22 protein-coding genes, 1 tRNA gene and 2 pseudogenes are annotated in these 25,131 nt (G+C 48.3%); 22 read left to right on the top strand and 3 right to left on the bottom strand.

From position 1 onward, the window contains the following. Positions 1 to 4 precede the first annotated feature (4 nt). On the top strand, positions 5 to 661 hold the full coding sequence (locus ACINK7_RS01030) for a thiopurine S-methyltransferase (RefSeq protein WP_404359229.1): 657 nt from the start codon (positions 5 to 7) through the stop codon (positions 659 to 661). Here ACINK7_RS01030 and ACINK7_RS01035 read toward each other — a convergent pair. Then, positions 656 to 1,810, bottom strand: a complete 1,155-nt coding sequence (locus ACINK7_RS01035; RefSeq protein ID WP_404359231.1) for a right-handed parallel beta-helix repeat-containing protein — start codon at positions 1,808 to 1,810, stop codon at positions 656 to 658. The two genes, ACINK7_RS01030 and ACINK7_RS01035, sit on opposite strands and share 6 nt — an antisense overlap. A gap of 587 nt (positions 1,811 to 2,397) precedes the next feature. Here ACINK7_RS01035 and aqpZ point away from each other — a divergent pair. The 21 genes and pseudogenes from aqpZ (at position 2,398) to ACINK7_RS01140 (ending at position 21,877) form a co-directional block, all read left to right on the top strand. Beyond that, positions 2,398 to 3,138 (top strand): aquaporin Z, encoded by a 741-nt coding sequence (gene aqpZ / locus ACINK7_RS01040; protein WP_404359233.1) that lies wholly within the window; start codon positions 2,398 to 2,400, stop codon positions 3,136 to 3,138. A 1,932-nt stretch (positions 3,139 to 5,070) separates the two neighbouring features. Then, on the top strand, positions 5,071 to 6,609 hold the full coding sequence (locus ACINK7_RS01045) for an N-6 DNA methylase (RefSeq protein WP_404359235.1): 1,539 nt from the start codon (positions 5,071 to 5,073) through the stop codon (positions 6,607 to 6,609). Between the two features lie 10 nt (positions 6,610 to 6,619). Beyond that, positions 6,620 to 6,877, top strand: coding sequence for a hypothetical protein (locus ACINK7_RS01050; RefSeq protein ID WP_404359237.1), 258 nt, complete (start codon positions 6,620 to 6,622; stop codon positions 6,875 to 6,877). After that, the gene (locus ACINK7_RS01055) at positions 6,850 to 7,185 is read left to right on the top strand and encodes a type II toxin-antitoxin system PemK/MazF family toxin (protein ID WP_404359238.1); all 336 of its coding nucleotides are present in this window, start codon (positions 6,850 to 6,852) and stop codon (positions 7,183 to 7,185) included. Before ACINK7_RS01050 ends, ACINK7_RS01055 begins: the two co-directional genes overlap by 28 nt. A gap of 143 nt (positions 7,186 to 7,328) precedes the next feature. Continuing rightward, complete coding sequence (locus tag ACINK7_RS01060; RefSeq protein WP_404359240.1) at positions 7,329 to 7,571, top strand: DUF1016 N-terminal domain-containing protein; 243 nt, start codon at positions 7,329 to 7,331, stop codon at positions 7,569 to 7,571. Positions 7,572 to 7,581: 10 nt separating this feature from the next. Continuing rightward, positions 7,582 to 7,767 (top strand): annotated as a pseudogene (locus ACINK7_RS01065) (DUF1016 N-terminal domain-containing protein); the annotation flags it as partial. 39 nt (positions 7,768 to 7,806) lie between these two features. Beyond that, positions 7,807 to 8,214: a nucleotidyltransferase substrate binding protein gene (locus ACINK7_RS01070; RefSeq protein WP_404359242.1), complete on the top strand. Its 408-nt coding sequence runs from the start codon at positions 7,807 to 7,809 to the stop codon at positions 8,212 to 8,214. Beyond that, on the top strand, positions 8,211 to 8,540 hold the full coding sequence (locus ACINK7_RS01075; RefSeq protein WP_404359244.1) for a nucleotidyltransferase family protein: 330 nt from the start codon (positions 8,211 to 8,213) through the stop codon (positions 8,538 to 8,540). Before ACINK7_RS01070 ends, ACINK7_RS01075 begins: the two co-directional genes overlap by 4 nt. 160 nt (positions 8,541 to 8,700) lie before the next feature. Continuing rightward, complete coding sequence (locus tag ACINK7_RS01080; RefSeq protein WP_404361397.1) at positions 8,701 to 9,993, top strand: IS4 family transposase; 1,293 nt, start codon at positions 8,701 to 8,703, stop codon at positions 9,991 to 9,993. A 9-nt stretch (positions 9,994 to 10,002) separates the two neighbouring features. Next, on the top strand, positions 10,003 to 11,109 hold the full coding sequence (locus ACINK7_RS01085; protein ID WP_404361398.1) for a restriction endonuclease subunit S: 1,107 nt from the start codon (positions 10,003 to 10,005) through the stop codon (positions 11,107 to 11,109). Next, positions 11,106 to 11,402, top strand: a complete 297-nt coding sequence (locus ACINK7_RS01090) for a DUF4160 domain-containing protein (RefSeq protein ID WP_404359246.1) — start codon at positions 11,106 to 11,108, stop codon at positions 11,400 to 11,402. Before ACINK7_RS01085 ends, ACINK7_RS01090 begins: the two co-directional genes overlap by 4 nt. Beyond that, entirely contained in the window at positions 11,402 to 11,644 is a 243-nt protein-coding gene (locus ACINK7_RS01095; protein ID WP_404359248.1) for a DUF2442 domain-containing protein, read from the top strand. Before ACINK7_RS01090 ends, ACINK7_RS01095 begins: the two co-directional genes overlap by 1 nt. A gap of 339 nt (positions 11,645 to 11,983) precedes the next feature. Further along, positions 11,984 to 12,178 (top strand): type II toxin-antitoxin system VapB family antitoxin, encoded by a 195-nt coding sequence (locus tag ACINK7_RS01100; RefSeq protein WP_014148628.1) that lies wholly within the window; start codon positions 11,984 to 11,986, stop codon positions 12,176 to 12,178. A gap of 2 nt (positions 12,179 to 12,180) precedes the next feature. Continuing rightward, positions 12,181 to 12,549, top strand: coding sequence for a type II toxin-antitoxin system VapC family toxin (locus ACINK7_RS01105; RefSeq protein WP_404359250.1), 369 nt, complete (start codon positions 12,181 to 12,183; stop codon positions 12,547 to 12,549). 10 nt (positions 12,550 to 12,559) lie between these two features. Further along, entirely contained in the window at positions 12,560 to 13,549 is a 990-nt protein-coding gene (gene rhuM, locus ACINK7_RS01110; RefSeq protein ID WP_404359252.1) for a RhuM family protein, read from the top strand. 116 nt (positions 13,550 to 13,665) lie between these two features. After that, a complete protein-coding gene (locus tag ACINK7_RS01115) occupies positions 13,666 to 13,878 on the top strand; it encodes a hypothetical protein (protein WP_404359253.1) in 213 nt (70 codons plus the stop codon). Further along, complete coding sequence (locus tag ACINK7_RS01120) at positions 13,875 to 14,306, top strand: putative toxin-antitoxin system toxin component, PIN family (protein WP_404359255.1); 432 nt, start codon at positions 13,875 to 13,877, stop codon at positions 14,304 to 14,306. The genes ACINK7_RS01115 and ACINK7_RS01120 overlap by 4 nt, the downstream gene beginning before the upstream one ends. Beyond that, positions 14,303 to 17,512 (top strand): type I restriction endonuclease subunit R, encoded by a 3,210-nt coding sequence (locus tag ACINK7_RS01125; RefSeq protein WP_404359256.1) that lies wholly within the window; start codon positions 14,303 to 14,305, stop codon positions 17,510 to 17,512. The genes ACINK7_RS01120 and ACINK7_RS01125 overlap by 4 nt, the downstream gene beginning before the upstream one ends. Positions 17,513 to 17,707: 195 nt before the next feature. Next, positions 17,708 to 17,938, top strand: coding sequence for a hypothetical protein (locus ACINK7_RS01130; protein ID WP_404359257.1), 231 nt, complete (start codon positions 17,708 to 17,710; stop codon positions 17,936 to 17,938). A gap of 64 nt (positions 17,939 to 18,002) precedes the next feature. Next, positions 18,003 to 20,513 carry a DUF2339 domain-containing protein gene (locus ACINK7_RS01135; protein ID WP_404359259.1) on the top strand — a complete coding sequence of 837 codons (2,511 nt, stop codon included), beginning with the start codon at positions 18,003 to 18,005 and terminating at the stop codon, positions 20,511 to 20,513. Continuing rightward, complete coding sequence (locus tag ACINK7_RS01140) at positions 20,510 to 21,877, top strand: hypothetical protein (protein WP_404359261.1); 1,368 nt, start codon at positions 20,510 to 20,512, stop codon at positions 21,875 to 21,877. Before ACINK7_RS01135 ends, ACINK7_RS01140 begins: the two co-directional genes overlap by 4 nt. A gap of 107 nt (positions 21,878 to 21,984) precedes the next feature. Here the strand turns inward: ACINK7_RS01140 and ACINK7_RS01145 are convergent. Beyond that, positions 21,985 to 24,606 (bottom strand): annotated as a pseudogene (locus tag ACINK7_RS01145) (glycosyltransferase). Between the two features lie 103 nt (positions 24,607 to 24,709). Next, positions 24,710 to 24,785: transfer RNA gene (locus ACINK7_RS01150), tRNA-Thr, on the bottom strand. Positions 24,786 to 25,131: the final 346 nt, after the last annotated feature.

Below are 25,131 nucleotides of genomic sequence, written 5' to 3' on the forward strand. Positions count from 1 at the left end.
AATTATGCATCAAGAATTCTGGCTGGAACGCTGGCAACAAAATCAGATCGGTTTTCATAGTGAAAGCATCAATCCGCATTTGGAACAATATTGGCCGGCATTGCATATCGAAGCGGGAAGCCGGGTCTTCGTGCCGTTGTGCGGAAAGAGTAACGATATGCTGTGGCTGCTCGCGCAAAACTATCGGGTAATCGGCGTCGAACTCAGTCCCTTGGCGGTTAACGCGTTTTTCACCGAGAACAATGTACCGGCAACCGCAAGATGTAAAGACAATTTCGAAGTGTGGGAAAACGATGATCTATGCATTTATTGCGGCGATTTTTTTCACCTGAGAGAGGACGTTTTAACGGGTGTTGATGCCGTTTATGATCGAGCCTCGCTCGTTGCGTTGCCGCCGGAGATGCGCGCGGATTATGCGGGGCATATGAAACGCTTGCTTAAAATCGGCACGAAAATATTATTGGTGGCATTCGATTATCCACAGCAAGAAATGGACGGGCCGCCGTTCAGCGTGCAATGCCAAGAAGTAGAAACGCTGTATCGGGATTGGTGCCGGATCGATTTGCTGCACACCGAGGATATATTGTCTAAAGAGCCTCGTTTTCGGGAAAGAGGCTTAAGTCGTTTGCAAGAACAAGTCTATGTCTTGACGGTTTTATAATCCACCGTCAAATGCGTAAGCGCCGATATCGATCGGGTCTCGTTGCCGACGCGCTTCTCGGTTTAGCGGATGGCGATATTGAAACTCCGGACGAAGCGAAACGCCGATAGAAGGCATGCCCGGAGCGGAGCCTCTTCCTATCGCCGGGGAGCTGGGCAAAAGACGATAATCGAAAGCGTTACGATCGACAAAACCGCCGTCTTCAGTCGTCAGGTTGTAGCGTTGCCGCCCGGATCCTTGCAACGGAATAACGTTACCGACTAGTAAATTATTAATCGAGACCACTTCGACGTTTGCGTGATTGTGAATGAACACGCCGCGGCTGCGATCATTGACGAAAGTGTTGTTCACCGCATAGAGATTTTGATTCGAATTGTTCCGGCTGTATTCTCCGGCATAGGAAATGGCCGTCCAATTATCAGAGCGGGGGCTTTGTCGCAACACATTGCCGATAATGAAAGCATCGCCGCCGTTCGGTAGGTCGATCAAATAACTCGACGCGCCGTGCTCGTCGGTAATGCGGTTGTAAAGCAGATAATTTTCCCGTGCCCGCGATTTAACGTTATGACCGGTTACGGCATCATGGATGTAACAATTACGCAGTGCAAAGTGTCGAATAGCGCCGATATAAATATTGTGCCCCAGCTTGCCGTGGCGGTGGTAATCGACCGTATTATCATTGAATTCGGAGCCTTCGATCACAATATCGCTACGCGGATTCGAGCCGGTCAAAATCCCCATTTGGTTATTATGAAAATGCGCATTGCGAACCGTCAAATGCGTGCCTTCAAAGCGTATGCCTGCCCCATTCAAACTCGCCACAGCCGCGCCGGAAAATTCGATATTCTCGACAATGACATTATTACCCTTGATGACCCAAATGGCTTTGCCTTCGGCTGAATTTCCGTTCGCCTGGAGATGCGCTCGTCCGCCGGCGCCTCTCAATGTCAGTCGATGCTGCCGCCAAACCGCGACATCACCCGAATAGATGCCGGCATCAATTACCACTGTGTCGCCGTTCTTGGCGATTCTTGCCGCATCACTGGGTTGCTTCAAGATTCGCTCGGAGCCGACCGACAGCGTGACGCTCACGCTTATGGCTGGGCAGCAGAGCAGCAAGGCAAAGATGGTCGGAATGAATATTTTCATGATGTTTTCAATTCGGTAAATGACGGCGCGTCCACTGTGATTGAAATTTAATCTAGGAACCTAAGGAACGAGCATGAAATAACTTCGACAAATGCTGAAAGGAGGGGGCGGTGGCTCGATTGACAGGCGTCGGCGGCAGGGATAGCCGCCGTCGAGCCTACATGGATGTATTCACCCAGCACCTAAATCCAGCACCTAAATTCCATAGCCCATTGGCTATGGTTAACTATCTTGGATAATTTAGGTGCTGGGTTCACGGCGTCCTGACAAGCGAGTCGCCGAACCATCATAATGCCTAAAACTTGTAAAAGTAAATCTGTGCATATTCCTAAAAAAGATAGCAAACCCACGAACGTACGAAATAGGTCTGTCGATTTATCCGAAGAAGAGTTGAGCATAGGAGCATCATCAATGATATTACTCGGGTATGTTTCAATACAATTTGCTATCTCCATAACATAAACTTTGCTATATTTCTTCCAACTAGTTCACAGAGGAGAGCATTCCGCGCCCAGTATCTTAATGTAGCATTTGGACTTATAACAATACCAACAATAAGCTTTTAAGCAGTCCGTGGAGATTTAATCATGACACTATCAAAAAAATTAGGCGCCGAATTCATCGGCACATTTTGGCTGGTTCTCGGCGGTTGCGGAAGCGCCGTACTTGCCGCAGCCTTTCCCGAAGTAGGCATCGGTCTTACCGGCGTTTCCTTTGCTTTCGGTTTAACAGTATTGACCATGGCCTATGCCATCGGTCATATATCAGGCTGCCACCTTAATCCGGCCGTTTCGATCGGCCTGTGGTCCGGCGGACGCTTCTCGGCTGGCGAACTCGGGCCTTATATCGCCGCGCAAGTGTTAGGCGGAATTACCGGAGCGGTCGTGCTTTATATTATCGCGACAGGTAAAGCGGGATTCGATGTAAGCGGCGGATTTGCATCTAACGGGTATGGAGAGCATTCGCCCGGCGGTTATAGTTTGACGTCTGCATTGACTACAGAAGTAGTCATGACTTTCATGTTTTTGATCATCATTCTCGGTGCAACCGATAAACGGGCGCCGGCCGGTTTTGCTCCGATAGCCATCGGGCTGGGTCTCACGCTCATCCATCTAATCAGCATTCCGGTTACGAATACCTCGGTCAACCCGGCTCGCAGCACAGCCGTCGCAATTTTTGTTGGCGATTGGGCGGTCGCGCAACTATGGTTGTTCTGGGTTGCCCCTATCGTTGGCGCCGGTCTTGCGGGATTGGTCTACCGCTGGCTCGGGAGCGAAAAAACCGCCGAATTTGAAGATAAGTCGTGGGTTGAATTGCCGGAAGCTTGAGAATCAATACATAAAACAAAAAGGTTCCGTAAAGGACATGGAGTGCCAAGGATGGTAGAGTTTCTATCACATGCCGATGCCGGCAACGCTGTTCCATCCTTCTAACAGGCGATCTATTGTCAGTCATCAAGGCGACATTTCCGCCGTTTCGTAAATACTCGAAATGGGCGAAAAAAGCGAAAAAAGGCTCAGGTTAAATTTAAATTATTAATTCATTTTGCAAAAGCCAGCATTAACAACATCAAAAGGTCGGCTATACGGCGATAAGCGCGTTAAAAAATAGATTGGCTGCCACCAAAATCTGAAGATCCAATTTTTTGGTTTGTTGGCAATTGTTTCTGTGGGAGTCGGCAAGCGGAACTGGCAGGGGCGCCCATAAGACAGGACCTGTTATTTGTTATGCCGAGCGCTAGAAGACTCGCAATGAAAGCTTGGTGGACGCCTAGAAAAATTTGGAAAAAGGGAAGGATCAAATGCAAAGCCTGACCTGACTCTATCCTTTACTTAGGACCGGTTTTCCTCATAAGCGCCAACTTAAGGCGCAATACATTGATTCATAGTTGAAAAATAAGAATGTAGCCACAAAATGATGGATTTCCGTTTCGCTACTACCCAAGCTATACCTTTCGCACTTCAAATTTCGGCAGTGCCTTAGGAGGCACCGGGGTGTCCGGCAAAGGCTTTGCCAGCATGGAGCTGGCATAGAGCCTACATGGATGTATTCACGGCGTCCTTTGACGGGCACCCCGGTGCCGAATTTTGACCTCCGATGGGTATACTGCTCTGCACAGACCTTCCTCCATGGCCGATTTTGCGTAGGATGGGTAGAGGCGGAAGCCGAAACCCATCGTTTTTCAACCAGACGCAGTTGCTATCGCAGGACGGGGTTTATAAACCCTTCCGTAACGTTTTTTACCGTTTGCGGGTGCCCATGATGGGTTTCCGCTTCGCTCCTACCCATCCTACTGCTTAATCAATCACTTAGATGCTTAAGTTGGCGCTTATGCCGGTTTTCCTCAGTAGTTCATGCCCCAGAAAAACTCGACCCTCAGAAACAATCTATCGTCTTGTTATCAGAATGCTGTTGCGCCGAAGTGAAAAATAGTCAATTTTTTGCCTTTCTGTTGGTGGTATTTTGCTTTTTTCGGCATATAAAAAGTCTTTTATAGGAGGCTGTTTTTTGTTTTATGTGGTGCATAATTGATGCAGCATGGGTGCGTAGTAGATTCTTGAAGGGTCAGATAATAATGGTAAGACAAAGCATATCCGTAACAGAGCCGAACGATGAGTGGTTGAAGGCTCAAATCGCTAATGCAGAATACCGTTGTAAAAGCGAAGTGATTAATGACCTAATTCGGCGGGCGCGGCGACAACAGCTTGAAATTGATCTGAACTGATTCAGGCTGAACAGAGCGGTTTTTCCGATGAGAAACTAGAAGATTTATTAAATAACTTTAAGGAAGAAGCGCGTCGAGAAGGGCTCTTATAAACGCTCTAAAAAAGCCCGCAAAAAAGGGGGGGCAGGTTCTGAGGTATCCCTGCGAAATAGCCAAATAAAACGATTTGCTATGGCTGAAAATTTATAGATATATTGATTTTTTTCATCGTTCCTACGCTCTGCGTTTATCGTTATACATAAGTCCGGTACACTTGCTGAACAGAGCTTATCGAATAACTGGGAGCGTTGATGTTTGATAAGTCTGTGGATATTGATCGCCAGTGGCTTTCCTTCGCCTAGCGTTAGGTAAGGGACGACGAAGGCGGCGATGAACGCTCTGTGGGAGCGATCCCCTGATCGCGATTTCGAAGTCGAGATTGTTAAGTAACAATAAATGGTATCGAGCGTTTTGTGGGGGTACCTTAGGGTCAGGTTGAATTATTAATTCAACCTGACCCCTTTTTTTCCTTTTTTTGAATGATGGAAGGAATGACATGGCAAAAGCCAAAAAAGAACAAAAACCAGAAGCCCTGGAAAAACAACTCTGGAAAGCGGCGGACAAACTTCGGAAAAACATCGATGCCGCCGAATACAAACACGTCGTTCTCGGACTGATCTTTCTCAAATACATTTCGGATTCTTTCGAAGAGCATTTTGCCAAGCTACAAGCCGGCGAAGGCGAATATGTCGGCGCCGATCCCGAAGACAAGGACGAATACAAAGCCGAGAACGTGTTCTTCGTTCCACCCGAAGCGCGTTGGTCATTCTTGCTGGCCCAAGCTAAACAGCCGGAAATCGGCAAGTTCATCGACGCCGCGATGGATGCCATCGAAAAGGAAAATCCATCATTGAAAGGCGTTTTGCCGAAAGTCTACGCACGGCAAAACCTCGATCCTACCAATTTAGGCGGATTGATTGATCTGGTCGGCAATATCGCGCTGGGCGATGCCAAAGCCCGTAGCGCCGATGTCTTGGGGCATGTGTTCGAGTATTTCCTCGGCGAATTCGCGCTCGCCGAAGGCAAACAGGGCGGCCAGTTTTACACGCCGCGCAGTATCGTTGAATTATTGGTCAAAATGCTCGAACCGTATAAAGGCCGGGTACTCGATCCCTGTTGCGGCTCGGGCGGCATGTTCGTGCAATCGGAAAAGTTTGTCGAAGAACATCAGGGCAAGATCAACGACATTTCGATTTACGGGCAGGAAAGCAACCAAACCACTTGGCGGCTGGCCAAGATGAATTTAGCCATTCGCGGCATTGATAGCTCGCAAGTCAAATGGAACAACGAAGGCTCGTTCTTAAACGATGCTCATAAAGACCTGAAAGCCGATTTCATCATCGCCAATCCACCGTTTAATGACAGCGATTGGAGCGGCGATTTGCTGCGTAACGATGGGCGCTGGCAATTCGGTACGCCGCCTGCCGGTAACGCCAATTTCGCCTGGCTCCAGCATTTTGTTTATCACCTATCGCCGACCGGCAAAGCCGGGATCGTTCTGGCCAAAGGCGCGCTAACCAGTAAAACCAGCGGCGAAGGCGAGATAAGAAAAGCGCTGATTGAACAAGGCAACCTGATCGACTGCATCGTCAACCTGCCCGCCAAGCTGTTTTTGAACACGCAAATACCGGCGGCGCTGTGGTTTATGAACCGGGCGAGAAACAACGGCCACCCGCGTAAATCCGAAATTTTGTTCATCGATGCCCGCAACCTGGGGCACCTAATCAACCGCCGTACCCGCGAGCTTTCGCATGAGGACATTCAGAAAATTGCTGATACCTACCATGCGTGGCGCACTGGTGAAGGTGAGTATGAAGACATCAAGGGTTTTTGCGCTTCCACGCCGATTGAGCGCGTCAAGGAATTGGATTATGTTTTAACTCCTGGGCGCTATGTCGGCCTGCCGGATGAAGCCGACGATTTCGATTTCAAAGAACGCTTTACCGCTTTGAAAGCCGAGTTTGAAGGGCAGTTATTGGAAGAAGCGGCTCTCAATCAAGCCATTGCCGAGAATTTGGCGAAAATTATTATTTGAGGTTTAACCGATGACCATGCAAACACAAAATCCTAATGCCGCACATAGTTTGTATGTGCTTTATGAAACTTTGTCGGATGAGGCGCAACAATTATTTTTACAAGAATTATCAACTAAACAAAGGCATAAGGTAGAATCTGTCTTGAAGAAAAGTTCATGCGATCCAGATATGTTCGAATCCGCATTGTTATCGGAATCGGCTCTGGCGGAGGATTGGTTAAGACCGGAAGAGGATGAAGCATGGGCGCATTTGCAGTCGGACAAGTAGTTATTTTACCGTTTCCTTTCTCTGATTTGAGCCATCAAAAGTATCGGCCTGCTTTATTGTTGGCCGAGGCCGGCAAGGACGATTGGATTGCCTGTCAGATTACCAGTAATCGCTATGCCGATCCCTTGGCAATCGAAATCAATGCCGACGATTTCAGCAAAGGCAGTTTACAGCGACTTAGTTATGCCAGACCCGGCAAAATATTTACCGCTCATCGGAGTTTGTTTTCGAGGGTAGTCGGGCAATTGAGCGATAACAAGGTGCAACATGTTCGTTTGGCAGTCATAACGCTGTTAAATGGCGATTGAGGATTAGACAAGGGTGTCAGCATGAGTGAGTGGCTAGAAAAAGGTGTGGATACGAGTAAAAGCCGGTATGCGTTCTCACAAAGTACTGAAAATCTGGCGAGGCTGAAAATAAGACTCAACCCGTAACTGTTAATATCGACGGTTTGTACCAAGATATCAGGCAACTCATCGAAACGACCCAGTCCCATGTTGCTTCCCAAGTCAATCAAGCCTTGGCGCTAACCTATTGGCAGATTAGCAAAACCATTAAAACGGAAATTTTGCACGATGACCGCTCCGAGTATGGCCAAGCCACGCTTAAACAATTGTCGCAACGCTTACAACAGGAATACGGGGCAGGCTTTAGCTATTCCGGCCTAATCCTTATGACCAAGCTTTACACCTAATCTATCGGACTACGAAAAAGTTGCGACGCTGTCGCAACAATTGAGCTGGTCACATTTTGTCGAACTCATCAAAATCGAAAACGAACTCAAGCGCGGTTTTTACACTCGGTTGTGCAGTGAAGCGCGTTGGTCGGTGCGCATCCTGCGAGAACTGTGTGCTTTAAGGCCGGTATGCATTCCCAACGCTGGAGCGTAGAAACGAGCACACAAAACCAAAAATATTCAGGATTAAACCATGAACAACGAAATCCGTTGGCAGCAACGCTTTCAAAATTTTGAACGAGCCTTCAAACAGTTTGCCGAAATTGCCGACGCCGATTTAAACGCTTTATCCAATTTAGAAAAAGAAGGTTTTATTCAGCGTTTTGAATACACGATTGAACTGGCTTGGAAAACGCTGAAAGATTATCTTTTGGAAAATGGGTTTGACGTCAATAGCCCTAAAGACGTCTTTCGGCAGGCGTTTCAAAATGAAACAATTGATGACGGTGAAATTTGGATGGATGCCTTGAAAAAGAGAAATTTAACCAGCCATACATACAATGAAGTGATTTTGAATGACACGTTGAATTTTTTACAACAAGACTTTTACCCGGTGATTGAAAAACTGTATCGCCATTTAAAAACTGAGCTAAACGGATGAAATACGGTTTAACAGACGCGCAATGGCAGGAAATTACCGCCTTTATTGAGCAATACCCCGAAGTTGAACAAGCGATTTTATTTGGTTCACGGGCCATGGGCACCTTTAAAGAAGCCTCTGATGTGGATATTGCCATTAAAGGTGAAAAGGTCACTGCTTCGTTAGCCCAGCGGATTAAATTTGATATAGAAGAAGACACTTATTTGCCGTTCTTTTTTGATATGGTGGCTTATCCATCCATTAGCAATGACGCACTGAAACAGCATATTGATGATAAGGGCGTGGTGATTTTTAGGCGTGGGGAGAGTGAGTGGCAATGCTGTTGACTTAAGAAAAATAAAGACATAATACCTTGATTTTATTATAATAAGCACATGAAATCACTACAGAGAGACTCATTTATGACCAGCACCGCAAACATGGCACAAACATCGCTTTGAAAATTCATGCCAACTTTCGTCTTATCTTGAACAATTTCGCCGTTTAATTTCACACACGTTAGCCGATGATCAAAAGCAATCGGCTGAGCACTTTACCCGCACACGCAAACTCTCCTTACCCAACCTAATTACCTTGGTGTTATCACTGGTTACCAGTGATAAATCCGCTGGCGTGGACATTCACTCCGGTGAATTCTTCAAACAAGCGCGGCGAAGCGGTTGTTGGCCTGAGGCTGAAGCCGTGCATCGGAGTGCAGTGACGAAAGCCCGAAGTCGATTACCGTGGTCCGTCTTTACTGATCTATTAGCCGATAGTGTGCAGTTAGCTTATTCGCTTTGGCCGGAGTCGCCGGAATATACGTGGCATGGCATGACGGCGGTGGCTTTTGACGGTTCCAAATATCACTTGCCGGCCTCGCCCGAACTTCGCAAAGCCTTCGATCCCAACAGCGGCTTGACCGTTCCCGGCAAAGGCCACTATCCGCAATGTCTGGTCTCGACCGCATTCGATGTCTTTCGACGGTTACCGATCGCTCGCGCGATCAGTCCCTTAGCGGAAGGCAACGAGCGCGAGGATGTGAAAGAGCTGCTACCGCAGCTCCCCGATCGTCCTTTGGTCTTATTGTTTGACCGCGGTTATCCCAGCTATGACTTGCTTTACTACTTACGAGATACCTCGCCGGATTCGGCTTTCGTGTTCCGCTGTCCGGCCCAATCGACCTTTAAAGCGGTCGAGAACTTTGTCCAATCCGGGCGTTCAGAGGCCGTCATCTGGTTGGATACGGCCTCGCGGATTCGCCGGAAACGACCGGGCCCCAAAAGCATCAAGCTACGCGTGGTCCGTTTGGAAAGCCCGGACGGCACGCTGTCGGTCTTATTAACCAATCTTACCGGCAGCCGTCAGTATCCCGCCGAATCACTGGTTGAACTGTATTTCCGTCGCTGGCGAATTGAAGAACAATATCGTGATGAAAAATTGCACCTCGATATCGAAATGTTCCACAGTCACAGTGAAAACGGCATCAGACAAGAACTGTTGGCCGTCCTGGTCATGTGCGTGATCAGTCGCACCTTGATTGCCCTGCTTACCGACCCGAATCCCGATCGCTTATCCACGCCCCAGTTTAAAAATGCCGTGCGGGCATTGGCGAGTGAGGTCGTGGTGTTTACCGCAGCTTATCCGGAGATCGCACGCAACGTGTTTCAGGAGCTTTTGGTGGAAATCACGCGCGTTCAGTATTACCATCCGAAGAAGCCCAGGAAGTCCTATCCTCGTGTATCCCGTAAACCTATCAATAAATGGCAGCAGGATAAATCAAAACGGATCGCTGATGCTTAAGTCAACAGCATTGAGAGTGAGTGGCGAGAGTGTAAATTAGGTGAACAGATAAATCTAAAACGTGGATATGATCTCCCAAATCGTTTGCGCCAAGATGGAGATATACCTATCTTTTCATCTTCCGGGGTTACTGGATTTCATAATGAAAAAATGTGTGATGCTCCAGGTGTAATAACAGGTCGATACGGCACCATCGGACAGATATTTTTTTCTAAAAAACCATACTGGCCTTTGAATACAACTTTATATGTCCAAGATTTCAAAGGAAATGATGAATTATTCGTTTACTATTTTTTAAAACGATTAGATTGGGAGAAATATAGCGATAAAAGTGCTGTTCCCGGTGTGAATAGAAATGATGTTCACCAAGAAGAAATTGAACTCCCACCGCTCTCCGAACAAAAAGCCATTGCCGCCGTTCTGTCCAGCCTCGACGACAAAATCGACCTGCTGCACCGCCAGAACAAGACCCTCGAAGCCATGGCTGAAACACTGTTCCGGCAGCGGTTTATTGACAAGGAAATTGATGGAACGATTTCACAACTAATATCAATTCAGAATGGGTTTGCTTTTAAAAGTAAAGATTTTAGAGAAAATGGTACAAAAGGTATTTTGAAAATAAAGAATATTTCCGGTGGCATCATTGATATTCAAAATACAGATTTTATTGATGATCCATTGTCTGAATCTATCTCAGATAGATTTTTGGTTAAAACAGGTGATATTCTTATCGGTATGACCGGCGCGGAGATTGGAAAGCTAGGTATTGTTCCTAAAAATAACAAAGTATTATGGTTAAACCAACGTGTGGGTCTGTTGAAAGAAAAATACAAAGGATCTAATTATTTGGCTTACATTCAGCTCAAGTCTGATTTTGGGCAAGACTTTATCGAGAATGCGGCTACTGGAAGCGCGCAACCTAATATCAGTAGTTCAGAAATAGAGAATTGTGGATTTCCTGCTATTACTGAAAAGCAGATAAAAGAATACTCTGAAGAAATTTGTCCTTTTTATGAAAAATTGATAATTAACTTAGGCCAAATCCGCACCCTCGAAAAACTCCGCGATACCTTATTACCCAAGCTGATGAGCGGTGAAGTACGGATAGCACTATGAATGCTATCAGACAAGCCCTATCTAACCTGGAGCAAACCATGCCTGAAATATGCCGTTTCTATGGAATTATTATTCGGATGTACTTGATTGATAGTGAGCATCCGCCACGACATATTCACATCAAATATGGAGATTATGAAGCTGTGATGGAATTAATTAACCTCAATATCATTGAAGGACATATTCCCAAAAAATGTCGTCAACTCGTTCGGGAATGGGCGGAAATACATCAAGACGAATTGATTGAAATGTGGGATAGTCAAAACTTTCATAAGGTAGAACCTTTGGAGTAATGATGAAATTAGTTAACTTTACGCATCTGCACGATTATTGGTTTGTTTTGGATTTTGAAAACGGCGAACAAAAACGGGTTGATTTGACTGGTTTAATTGCCAGCCATGTCAGTCAAGAGGAGATTAAGACGGCACATATTGACTCTGAATGGGGTTGTTTAGAGTTTAACAATGCAATGGTTGATATAGAGCCTAAAACTCTGTATGGCTACGCTAAACAAAATGAAGCTGAAGCGGCATAAACGAAAATACCCTCCTCCCCAGACGGATAAGGAACTAGCATGAAATAACTTCGACAACTGTCAGAAGGGGGTTCGGTGGCTCGATTGACAGGTGTCGGCGGCTGGGCAGATTTTTGCTCCTGCAAAATCTGCATTCACGCCATCCCTGGCGTTCAGATAGCCGCCGTCAAGCCTACATGGACGTATTCACGGCGTCCTGTCAAGCGAGTTACCGAACCGCCCAAAGCCTACAACTTGTATAAGTTATTTTGTGCATATTCCTAAGCGGCGAAGTGCGGGTGAAAGTTGTCTAACTGCACAAAAAAGCGCATCATTCGATGACATTTTATGGAGGCCATTATGCGCACGACGGTTGTATTAGATGATGAATTACTCGAAAAAGCTCAAGCCTTAACCAACCTAAAAGAGAAATCCAGCCTCATCAAAGAAGCCTTGAAGGCCCTGATTGAACGCGAGAGCGCCAAGCGCCTAGCCAGCTTAGGCGGCATTGCCCCCGATTTGCAGCCCATTCCTCGCCGGCAAACCGAGTTGTAAAAATGCCGGTGTTGGTGGATACCTCGGTCTGGATCGACCACTTTCGGAAAAAAGAACCCGCGTTGGTCGGTTTATTGGAAAACGGTCAAGTTTTAGGTCATCCGTTTGTCCGGGGTGAACTCGCGTTAGGTAATTTACCGCAACGGCATATCCTTTTGGGACTACTGGATAACTTGCCGCAAGCCCCGGTTGCTTTCGATGCGGAAATCAACCGGTTTATTGAAGCGAATGCCTTGTTTGGTTTGGGCATCGGTTTTGTCGATGTGCATTTGTTAGCCTCTGCAAAATTGGCGCTTAACGCCACCTTATGGACACGCGATAAACGCTTACTGGCCGTTGCTACGCGACTCGCTATGAGCTATCAACCCTGAGCATCACCGCATGACTTTAACAAACGCGCCCCAACAAATCGCCATCTACCAAAACGAAGACGGCAGTATTCGCATTGATGTCCATTTGGAACAAGAGACCGTTTGGCTTAACCAAGCACAGATGGTTGAATTATTTGGCCGTGATCAGTCGGTTATCTCGCGGCATATTGCCAACGCATTCAAAGATGAGGAGGTTTCTGAAAAAAGCAATATGCAAAAAATGCATATTGCAAATTCTGACAAACCTGTGGCCTATTACGATCTGGATGTGATTATTTCGGTAGGTTATCGTATCAAGTCCAAACGAGGCGTGCAGTTTCGGCGCTGGGCCACTCAGATTTTGAAGCAATACCTACTACAAGGCTACGCCCTGAACGAACAAAAACTGCGTGCCAGCCAGGAAAAACTTGCCGATTTGCAACGCGCCATCGCGTTATCGTCGCGCTTGGTGCATAACAAGTCACTGTCGGCCAACGAATCGCAAGGCATTCTGACGATTTTGGAACAATACAGCCACGCCTTGACGGTGCTGGATGATTACGACCATCAACGCTTGGTCATCGCAGGTACGCAAAAAGCCACGCAGACGCCGATTCGCTATGCCGAAGCCATCGCTCAAATCCGGCTATGGCGACAACAGGAAGGGCTGGGTCAATTGTTCGGTAACGAAAAGGACGACTCGTTCAAAAGTTCTCTGTCCACGATTTATCAAACCTTCGGCGGTGAAGAATTGTACCCGAGCATCGAGGAAAAAGCGGCGAATCTGTTGTATTTCATCGTCAAAAACCATTCTTTCAGCGACGGCAATAAACGCATCGCGGCGGCGATTTTTGCCTGGTTTTTACAGCGACACGATTATCTGTACAACCAAGACGGCGAAAAACGCATTGCCGATAACGCCTTGGTTGCCTTTACTTTGCTGATCGCCGAAAGCAAACCGGAAGAAAAAGATACCATCGTCAAAGTCATTATCAATTTAATCAATGGTAAAAATGGATGACCCAACTGACCGAATCCGCGATTGAAGACTTGGCGACACATCCTCCTCAAGTTTATGAGCAGTGAAGTCAGGGTAAACTACAATTCTTAACTACCCATGCCTTTTGAGGAAAACTAATGTATGCCTACAAAGAAATAATCACGCTAGAGGACTTGCAGCATATCACCTTAAAACGCCCATTAGCGTTAAAAAAAGGGCAAAAAATCGAAGTATTGATTTTGGCAGATGATGAAAATGACGAACTGGACGCCATCCGCGACCATGTCACCGCGCAAAATATCAGTGAAACCGATATAAGCGACGCGATTCATTGGGCGCGGGAAAAATGAGAGTTGTTTTTGATACCAACACGATTATTTCAGCCTTGTTATTTCGCGGCAAGCTGTCGGTTTTGGTCCAACATTGGCGACAAGAAAATATAACGCCGTTAATTTGTGAGGAAACCCGTACCCGTGCCGAATTTTTACGGGTTCTAGCCTATCCAAAATTCAAGTTAAATGCCGAGCAAATAGACATATTGGTTTCTCATTACTTGCCTTATGCCGAAACAGTGACGATTTCAGAAGCCAATGAAAACCATTTGCCAAAATGCCGGGATAATAAAGACCAAATATTTTTGGCGTTGGCTTTTAATGGTCAAGCTGATTTTTTAGTCACCGGCGATGAGGATTTGTTGGTATTGAGAACACAGACACCGTTTGAAATCATCACATCGGCGGATTATTTAACGCTTCATGTTCACAAATACACGCAATGACCAAACTGACCGAATCCGCCATTGAAGCGTTTGCTATCGAGCTATTTGAACAACTTGGCTACAGCACTATTTACGCCCCCGACATTGCCCCCGATGGCGACAACCCGGAACGTGGCCATTATGACGAAGTGCTCCTGAAAGACCGCTTGCAATCTGCCGTGCGGCGTATCAATCCGTCCGTTCCACCGCACGCGCTGCAAGAAGCGTTGAAAGACGTGGAGCGCATCCATTCGCCGGAATTGCTGGCCAATAATGAAGCCTTTCACCGACTGCTGACCGAAGGTGTGAAAGTCAGTTACAGCCAAGATGGGCAGGATCGCGGTGATCTGGTTTGGCTGATTGATTTTGAAAATCCCGAAAACAACGAATTTATAGTGGCCAATCAGTTCACGGTGATTGAGAACAACCAGAACAAACGCCCAGATCTGGTGCTGTTCGTCAATGGGCTGCCTCTGGTGGTGATCGAGCTCAAAAACGCCACCGATGAAAATGCCACGATCAAATCCGCCTATAAACAACTTGAAACCTACAAGCACACCATTCCCAGCCTGTTTACCACCAACGCCATTCTGGTGATTTCCGATGGGCTGGAAGCCAAAGCCGGGTCTTTATCGGCGGGTTTTAGCCGGTTTATGGCGTGGAAGTCGGTGGATGGCAAAACCGAAGCCTCGCATTTGGTCAGCCAGCTTGAAACCCTGATTAACGGCATGTTGAACAAAGCCACGTTGCTGGATTTGATCCGGCATTTCATCGTGTTCGAGAAAGCCAAGAAAGAAGACCCTCAAACCGGTATTATCAGCATCAGCACGGTTAAGAAACTGGCCGCCTATCATCAGTATTACGCCGTGAACGCGGCGATTGCCTCGACATTGCGGGCGGCAGGTTTTGAATCGTCAAGGGCGTTGAGCGAACCGCCGGCGGGTTACGGTTTGCCGGATGTCAGGCAACAACCCAAAGGCGATCAAAAGGCCGGCGTGGTCTGGCATACGCAAGGCTCCGGTAAATCGCTTTCCATGGTGTTTTATACTGGCAAGATTGTCCTAGCCTTGGATAATCCGACTGTGTTGGTGATCACCGACCGCAACGACCTCGATGATCAATTGTTCGACACCTTTGCCGCTTCCTCCCAACTGTTACGGCAAGACCCTAAGCAAGTCGAAGACCGGCAACAACTCAAAGACCTGTTACGGGTCGGTTCCGGCGGTGTCATTTTTTCCACGATCCAAAAATTCCAGCCGGAAGAGGGCAATGTTTACGAACAACTCTCCGACCGCCGCAATATTGTGGTCATTGCCGATGAAGCGCACCGCACTCAATATGGCTTCAAAGCCAAAACGGTCGATGAAAAAGACGCGGACGGTAATGTTATCGGCAAAAAAGTCGTGTACGGTTTTGCCAAATATCTACGCGATGCTTTGCCCAATGCCACTTATCTCGGCTTTACCGGCACGCCGATTGAAAAAACCGATGTCAACACACCCGCTGTATTCGGTAATTACGTGGATATTTACGATATTGCCCAAGCCGTTGAAGATGGCGCCACGGTGCGAATTTTTTATGAGAGCCGCTTGGCCAAGGTGGGTTTGAGTGCCGAAGGCAAAAAACTGATTGGCGAACTCGATAAGGAACTGGATCAAGAAGATCTGACCGACACCCAAAAAGCTAAAGCCAAATGGACGCAAGTCGAAGCCCTGATCGGCAGCCATGAGCGGGTTAAGAATATCGCTAAAGATATCGTCACCCATTTTGAAGCCCGGCAGGAGGTCTTTGACGGCAAAGGCATGATTGTCGCGATGTCCCGCCGCATTGCCGCCAATCTGTATGAGGAAATCATCAAACTCAAACCGGAATGGCATTCGGATGATCCCAACAAAGGCGTGATTAAAGTCGTCATGACGGCTTCCTCGTCGGACGGGCCGAAACTGGCAAAACACCACACGACCAAACAGCAACGTAAGGCCTTGGCCGAACGGATGAAAGATAACGATGATGAATTGAAACTCGTTATCGTCCGTGATATGTGGTTGACCGGCTTCTATGCGCCCTCGTTGCATACGCTCTATATCGACAAACCGATGAAAGGCCATAATCTGATGCAAGCGATTGCACGGGTTAACCGGGTGTATCTCGACAAACCGGGCGGCTTGATCGTCGATTATTTGGGAATCGCGTCAGATTTGAAAGAAGCCTTGTCCTTCTATTCCGATGCCGGAGGCAAGGGCGACCCGACCTTGGCGCAAGAACAAGCCGTGCATCTGATGCTGGAAAAGCTCGAAGTCGTCTCCGCCATGTATCACGGTTTCGCTTACGAGGATTATTTCGCGGCGGATACCAGCCAGAAGCTGTCGATTATTCTGGCCGCCGAAGAGCACATTCTGGGGCTGAAAGACGGCAAAAAGCGGTATATCAATGAAGTGACGGCGCTTTCGCAAGCCTTTGCCATTGCCATTCCACATGAACAGGCGATGGAAGCCAAGGATGAAGTGGCTTTTTTCCAAGCGGTCAAAGCACGGCTGGCCAAGTTTGACGGGACCGGCTCCGGCAAAACCGATGAGGAAATTGAAACCACGATCCGGCAAGTCATCGACAAGGCACTGATTTCCGAACAGGTCATCGATGTCTTCGATGCGGCAGGCATCAAAAAACCCGATATTTCCATCCTGTCCGAAGAATTCCTCCTCGAACTCAAAGGCATGGAACATAAAAACGTCGCGTTGGAAGTTTTGAAAAAACTGCTCAATGACGAGTTGAAAACGCGGGCGAAAAAGAACCTGGTGCAAAGCAAATCCTTGATGGAGATGCTGGAAACGGCCATCAAAAAATACCAGAACAAAATCCTGACCGCCGCCGAAGTCATGGATGAGTTGATTAAAATCAGCAAGGCAATCGTCGCGTCTGATAGCGAAGCCGAACACCTGGGCTTAAGCGATTTTGAATATGCGTTTTATACAGCCGTGGCAAGCAATGACAGTGCCAAAGAATTGATGCAACATGACAAGCTCAGAGAATTAGCCGTTGTGTTGACGCAAAAAGTGAAAGAAAACGCTTCGATTGATTGGACGATCAAAGAAAGTGTTCGCGCTAAATTAAAAGTCATCGTCAAAAGGCTACTCAGACAATACGGCTATCCGCCGGATATGCAGCACTTAGCGACCGAAACCGTACTGAAACAGGCTGAGATGATTGCGAATGAGTTAGTGACGTGACTAATTATCGGAAAAAGGGGGCCGGAAAAAGGGGTCGAAAAAGGGGTCAGGTTGAATTATTAATATAACCTCCTTTTTTGTTCCTTTTTTATGCAACAAAAACAAGGCCGGGAACCCCGTTTTCTGGTCGATGAAGCTCTTAAATCGAATTCACATTTTGTTGTATCCCGCCTGTATCTCTTGGAATATTAAATATTGCCGTTTAAAACCAAAGATTTTGAATTGCTCGATTGCTTCGACCAGTTTTTTCGTCAGCTCGATTTAGAAATCATTGGACTTAATGCAACCGTCATCGATATAGCCACCGAGTTGCAAGTTAATCATTCCGGTGCTTTGCGCACACTCGACGCTATAAAGCTGGCTTGCGCTGAAACATTCGGCGCGGATCGGTTTTTGACGGGCGATAAAAAAGCTGTCGGCTATTAGGAACGTTAACGGCTATGCTTTAGCGATTAACCCATTTCAATGTCGGTTTGTCGGGAGTGTTGCCGTGAACGATTTTTTCGGTTTTATCATACTGGTTTTGTTACTGGTGCCGGGAGCTATGCTGCTCATGCTTGCGGTGCTGATGACGCGGCAAAATCGTTACCGGGATGAAATCGGCCGGTCGCTGGATCAATTGGCCGGCAAGCTGAACAAACAGAACAATAAACTTGAGGCGTTGCTGGAGCGTTTTGCCGAACCGGTCGAGCCTGCGCCGCAAGCCGGTGATGTCGAAGCGGCTGCGGTGCCGGAGCCCGAGTATTTTAATTCGGCGCATACCAAGACCTCTCAGGCAATTGAGGAACCGGAGGCGAAAATAATCTCCAAGCCGGTTCCGGAAGCGGCTTCAATAGATCCTTGGCGGGGTAGCGTTCGGCAACCTACAGAACCCAGCCGCTTCGAACTGGCCGCGAAGCAAATCCTCCAGGAAATCTGGAATTGGATCGTCGTCGGCGAAGGGCATCGGCCGCAGGGTGTGTCGGTCGAGTATGCAGTTGCCAGTAATTGGCTGCTGCGCATCGGCATTGTCATTCTGGTGACCGGCATCGGCTTTTTTCTGAAATATTCTATCGATAACGAATTGCTCGGCGAACATGCGCGCGTCGGCCTGGCGGTGTTGGCCGGTGTCGGGATGATCGTCGGGGGCGTGCGTCTGGCCTTCGGTAAGTATCATTTGTTCAGCCAAGGTCTACTCGGCGGCGGAATCGCGGTACTGTATTTCAGCGTGTTCGCCGCGTTCAGTTTTTACCGATTGGTGGCGATGTATCCGGCATTCGCGCTGATGATCTTGGTGACCGCTTCCGCCGCGACGTTGGCCGTTCGTTTGAACTCGGTGCTGGTAGCGATTTTCGCGATCGTCGGCGGTTATTGTACGCCGATTCTACTGTCGACCGGTGAGGTCAATTTTGTCGGTTTGTTTAGTTACATGCTGTTGCTGGGTATCGGTCTGCTTGCGATCAACGCTTATAAGCAGTGGCATTTACTGAATTTTTTGTGCTTTTTCTTTAATTATTTGTTGTTCTTCAGTGCATTGAGTCAATACGAGACGGCTTATTTTAAGCAAGTCATGCCGTTTCTGATCGCATTTTTCGTTTTGTTTTCGACGATGGTTTTTTTGTTCTGCCTGGTCCGCCGGGTCAAGTCGACGCTATTGGATGTGTTGGCCTTGATCGTCAATGTCGCGATTTTTTTCCTGACCGCGCGTTATTTCATTCTCGATGCCTACGGCGATCTCGAAGTGGCCTGGGTTACGATTGCGCTGGCGGCCTTTTATGTCGGTCATGTCTATTACTGCCTGGCGCGCGATGTGCGAGATCGGGAGCTGATGCTCGGCTTTATTGGACTTGCGGCGTTTTTTGTCACGATTACCTTGCCGCTGCTGCTCTCCGATCAATGGATTACCGTCAGTTGGTCGGTGCAAGCCCTGATTATGCTGTGGATGGCGGGCAAGATGCGTAGCGCGTTTTTACGACAGGTCGCATTTTTACTGTATCTCATCATGTTGGGACGTTTTTGTTTCATCGATTTGCCCGGTCAATACGGCGCTACTATCGGACGTGAGCAAGTCTTCGGCGATTTCTTGCTCGGCTTACTAGAGAGGTTAATCAGCTTCGGCATTCCGATCGGTTCGCTGGCTTTGGCCTTCAAGTTGATTGAAAAACCAGGGGCGGAATCGGCGCTGACTTGCCACGAAGAAAATGATGTGCCGCTGTGGTTAAAGGATAACCGGTCGATGCAAGCCTTCATGATAATGGCTGTCGCTATGCTCTTTATCGTGCTGCAATTAGAGTTGTACCGAAGTTTCGACTATTTATATCCGCCGCTGCAATTGCCGGTTCTGACGCTGGTGTGGTTGGCGTTGGGTTTGTTGTTGCTGCTGAGGTATTTATCTGAACCCGGCTCATGGTTGCTGAATGGTTTGAAACTATGCTTGGTCGTGGTTTTGACCAAACTGCTGCTGTTCGATTTGCCGTCGTGGGGATTGGCTCCGGATTATATGGCCAGCGGCGATAAGGTATGGACTATGCGTTACGGCGGGCCTTATTCGTTTCAATCCGCGTTGATGCGGCTGTTGGATTTTGCCGCAATCATCGGTTTTTTCGTGTTTGCATTCCGGCGGCTGTCGGCGAACGGAGAGACCGGGGACATTCGCCGATGGTCGGCCGGTGCCGCGCTGGTGCTGCTGTTCGTGTTTCTGAGTCTGGAAACTAATTCGGCGCTGTATCAATACGTTCCCGGCTTGCGCTCCGGGGGCGTGTCGATTCTCTGGTCGCTGTTTGCACTGACGCTGGTCTTTGCCGGCATCAAACGCCGGGTTTCGGTGTTCAGGCTGATTGGCTTGGCCTTGTTCGCACTGGTGTCTTGGAAGGTCTTTTTCATCGATCTGGCCCGGCTGGAGCAGATTTACCGGATTGTTGCCTTCATCGTATTGGGCCTGTTGGCCTTGGGCGGCGCGTTTGCCTATATGCGCTATCAGCAAGCTTTCACTGCGAATACTTCGGACGAGAAAACGACATGATCGCTAAAATTTTATTATTCGCCGGTTTATTGAGTCCGGTTGTATGGGCCGGCGATTTCATGGGATACCGGTTCAACCGGTCCGTTGTTTGGCAGGATGACGGTGGGCAAAGCCTGCTCGGCGTGACTTTGGACGATTCGATCTATAACGCCGCCGGCGACGATTATCGAGACCTTCGCATCAAGGATCGAAACGGCGTCGAAATACCTTATTTAATGCAAAAAATCGCCGGCAGCAAGAGAGTTGTTAGCCGGCATGCCATCGACAGTGTAATCGAGTCCTTCAACAAAATCGGCGAAGAGGGTATTGTCGTTACGGCTAAATTGGACAAGGGCGCAGTTAACGCCGACGGTTTGACGATCGTGACCCAGCAGCGGGATTTCGAATACGGGCTACAAATTCACGGCTCCGCCGACGGCCTCGAGTGGCACCTGTTGGTCGAGAATGCGCCGATCTACGATTATTCGCGTTATATCGCGGTCGATCAGCGGGACGTCGAATTACCGGCCAATCAGTATCGGCATTTTAAAATTACCGTGGACAAGGCGGCTCAAACTCATCTTGCCAATCTGACGGAACTGACTCGATTGCTGGAAGACGGGGAAGAGCTGCAACGGTCTGAACGGCGCGGTCTGCATTACGAAGCGTTGCGAATCGAGCGCATCGACTTTTGGCATAAACAGTCTGAAACCGTACCGGAAGAAGCAAAATCGTTCGATTATGCGGTCGAGGATTTTGCGGTCAGCCAAGACGACGAGCTTAAAACGACAGTGATCGACATCAAAACGCAGCGCCAACCGTTGACCGGTTTTGTGGTCAAAACCGGTACGCTCAATTTCAGCCGTAACGCGGAAGTGCAAATTCTGCTGCAACACGGCATCGAATCCCGCTGGCAAACGATCGGCAGCGCCACACTGGAAGCGTTGAATTTTCAGGATATCAGCCACGAGCAAAGCCGAATCGGTTTTTCCGAACAGCGCCGGCCGAATTACCGCATCGTGATTTATAACCAAGACAGTCCGCCGCTGGATATTATCGGTGTCAACGGTGTCGGAAACGGTTATCGATTGCTGTTTCTTAGCGAGCCCGGTAACCGCTATCGACTCTATTATGGGAATGACAAGGCCGAATCAGCTCGTTACGATACTGCGCCGATTCTGGAGTTGTTGCGCCGAGGTTATCCGAGTATTGCCGCCGAACTGGACGCTGAAGTCGCCTCTGAAGCGATTGATCTGCCGCCGGATATGAGCGAATTATTGAACAGCCGATGGTTTCTAGTCGGGGCGATAGGCATCATGTTGGTGGTACTAGCCTGGAGCTTGTATCGCGTCGGAAAACGGGTCGGCGAGTTGCCGAAGTCATAAGCGGGTGCGCTATTCGCTGCGTCTTACAATCCGTTCGGAATTCCGGCAATCCGTGCCGGAATCCCGTGTAGTAGCGGAGCGCGTTCGGTCGAAACCGTGGGTTATCCTTATAACAGTTCCTTATCTTGAGAGCTCTCGATGGCTTGTATTGCCGGTCCGGGATAATAATTGGGCGCGATACTGAATAGCAAGGTCAAAAGTGTCGCTATATAGGGTACCGTTTGCACCGAGAGTACGGCAACCCAGAGCCGGCCGCTCAAATTGTCGAAATGATCGATTGATAACATCGAATAAATCGCCAAGCCGAGCAAGCTCAGCAACAAGAATTCTTGCCAGATCGTAGCGAGGCCCGCGATGAAGGGTCCTTGTTTTTCGAGTTTCGGCGTGCGCATGAACGGTTTGCCGGAGGTGAATAAGCCCTGAAGCGTGCCTTTAGCGACGGTATGCGTCAGGGATAAGCCGGACAATGCGGCTCCGAGCGATTGTAGAGTTGAACAGTTAACGCGTGCCTTGTACAACCATAACGTACGGAAAATTTTAAAGCAGAATAAGCCGATGGTCGGCAACAGCAATGCATTGACCGGTAATTCGCTTCGTAGTGGGTCGGCGACCAGCAATGTCGTCATGATCAAGCTGGCAATCGTCAAAAGCATCGCCAACGCATCGGAAAACCAAGGCAGCCAACCTGCGATGAAATAATAGCGTTGCGCGGTGGTCAGCGAGGATTGTTTTCCGGGTAGAAATTGCCGCCAATGATGCTTGATGATTTGCATCGCTCCGTACACCCAACGGAATCGCTGCGTCATGTAACCCGAAAAGGTATCCGGCATGAGTCCAAGGCCGAAGGATTCTTTGCAGTAGACCGAATCGTAACCGGCTTCGTACAGGCGCAAACCCAGCTCGCTGTCCTCGCAAATACACCATTCTCCCCAGCGGCCTACTTGGAGCAACGCGGATTTGCGGATCATCGTCATGGTGCCGTGCTGAATGATCGCGTTGTACTCGTTACGTTGTACCATGCCGATATTGAAAAAACCGGCATATTCCCAATAACACATCGATTTGAATGTACTGAGACCGTGATCACGATAATCTTGTGGCGACTGCACGAAACCGACTTTGTCGTCCGCGAAATAAGGCACCATCGATTTCAACCAATTGGGCGAAATGATGTAATCGCTATCGATCACGGCGACAATCTCGGCATCGGGTGCGGTGTGTTCTAGTCCGAAGTTGATCGCGCCTGCCTTGAAGCCGGGCCAGTTTTCCAGGTGGAAAAATCTGAATACGTCGCCAAGCCGTTCGCAATCTTTTTGTACCGGTTCCCAAACGGCCGGGTCTTTGGTGTTGTTGTCGAGCACCAATACCTCAAGATTCGGATAATCGACGCGTGCCAATGCCTCAAGCGTTTCACGTACCATTTCCGGCGGTTCGTTATGAATCGGCAGGTGCACCGACACTTTAGGAAATGTGAAGCCGGCCGGCGTTTGTAGCGGTTTAAACGTGCGCTTTCCTTTGCGGTGCTACAAGACCTCGGCGATTTCCATACTTTCGGTCAGTAGTATGACGACGGCCATTGCTTGCATTAGCAACAGCAGTGTCCAGAATACCAACGAGATGCCGGTTTGGTATTGTTGGGCCGCTACCGCCGCGGACCATAGAATGACCGACGCGGCCATGTTTGCAACGATGCCGAAGAAAATCTTGCCCGGCAATTTCAATCTTCGGTGGCGGCTGAATAGAAACAAAGCCATCAAGAAGATGCTTAAAACAGCGGCGGCGGTTGCCCAGACTTGCCAGTCCGGCATCGGCGTGACATCGCCTTTCATCGGAAATTTTAATTCTCGATCGGCGTTGAATATTCCCCAATAAGCCCCGGCCGAACCTTCGAGTTCCACTTTCCAGGGCTGGTCGAAGGCTTCGATGACGTAGTAGGTGATTTTTTGCTCGGTCGCGCGGTTGAGAAATTGTCTTAAGAACTGGGCTTGATTCGCCAGCGATGCGGTGGCGTTTTTAAAAGGTTGTCCGTCGGAAGGCCAGCCGACTTCGGTTATGATAATGGGTTTATCAGGAAATGCTTCGCGCATCGCATTGAAGCGGTAGAACACGTAATCGACAGCTGCATCGATCGACAAACCTTCCCAGTACGGCAATATATGCAGAGCGATGAAATCGACTTCTTCGGCCAATTCGGGATGAGCCAACCACATGTCCCAGGTTTCCGAGGTGCTGACCGGGCGCCAAGTGCGTGCTTTCACTTCGCGGATATAAGCGATCAATTGATCGGGTGCGATATCTTTACGCAACAACACCTCATTACCGACCAACAAGCGTACGATCGTAGGCGAGTTTTGATTGCTGAGCTTGATCAAGCTTTCAATTTCGCGCCGGTTCTTGTCGAGATCGGTGTCGATCCATGCGCCCATCGTTACGTTCAGGTCGTATTTATCCGCCAATTCGGGAACGAATTCCAACCCATCCAGAGCGCTATAGGTTCTTACCGCATGTACTTTGCCGGCAAGCAGCTTTAGATCGTTCTCGATTTGATCTTGGGTAGGAGGGCTGCTGTTCCCGGGGTCGAAATCCCTCCGCATCGGGCTGTAAGTCACCCCTTTCATGACATTATCCCAAGATTGCATTTTGAGTGGATAATTCAGATAGTTCCAGATGCTTAAATTGACCCAAACCAACAAAGGTAAAATCAATAAAGTGAGGATTTTGGTTTTCATTCAGTGATAAGCTCCGGGATAAGCAAGAATTGGAAAGTATTGGCTGGATACATCGGAATAAAAAAAGGGCCCGGTCAAAGTAGACCAAACCCTTTTGTTTATTTGGAGCCAATGGCGGGATTCGAACCCGCGACCTACTGATTACGAATCAGTTGCTCTACCAACTGAGCTACATCGGCGATTTCGCGGCGGATTTTAATCAATTTCATGATCTTCTGAAAAGAAACTGAAGTTATTTAAAAATTATCCGGATACATCGATTAAGCATTTGCTTGGAATGCAAACAGATCTTTGTTACTACCGAATAAAGTCTCCGGCATTTTTTCAGTCATCGACTGCAGCTAAGACCTTATCGAGAACCCATTGTTCAGATTTGAAATACTTAGTTTTATTTGATCGAAAAGACGTCAAATAATCAAAAAGGGCAGAGTTTGTTTGGTGAGGAGTCGGCCTCGACAGACATACCTTTCCACGGTGCTGAATCGACGAAAGATCCCGACCCAGGTGCGCGATGCGCACCCTACT

The organism is Methylotuvimicrobium sp. KM1, assembly GCF_044788715.1.
Taxonomy (GTDB): Bacteria; Pseudomonadota; Gammaproteobacteria; order Methylococcales; family Methylomonadaceae; genus Methylotuvimicrobium.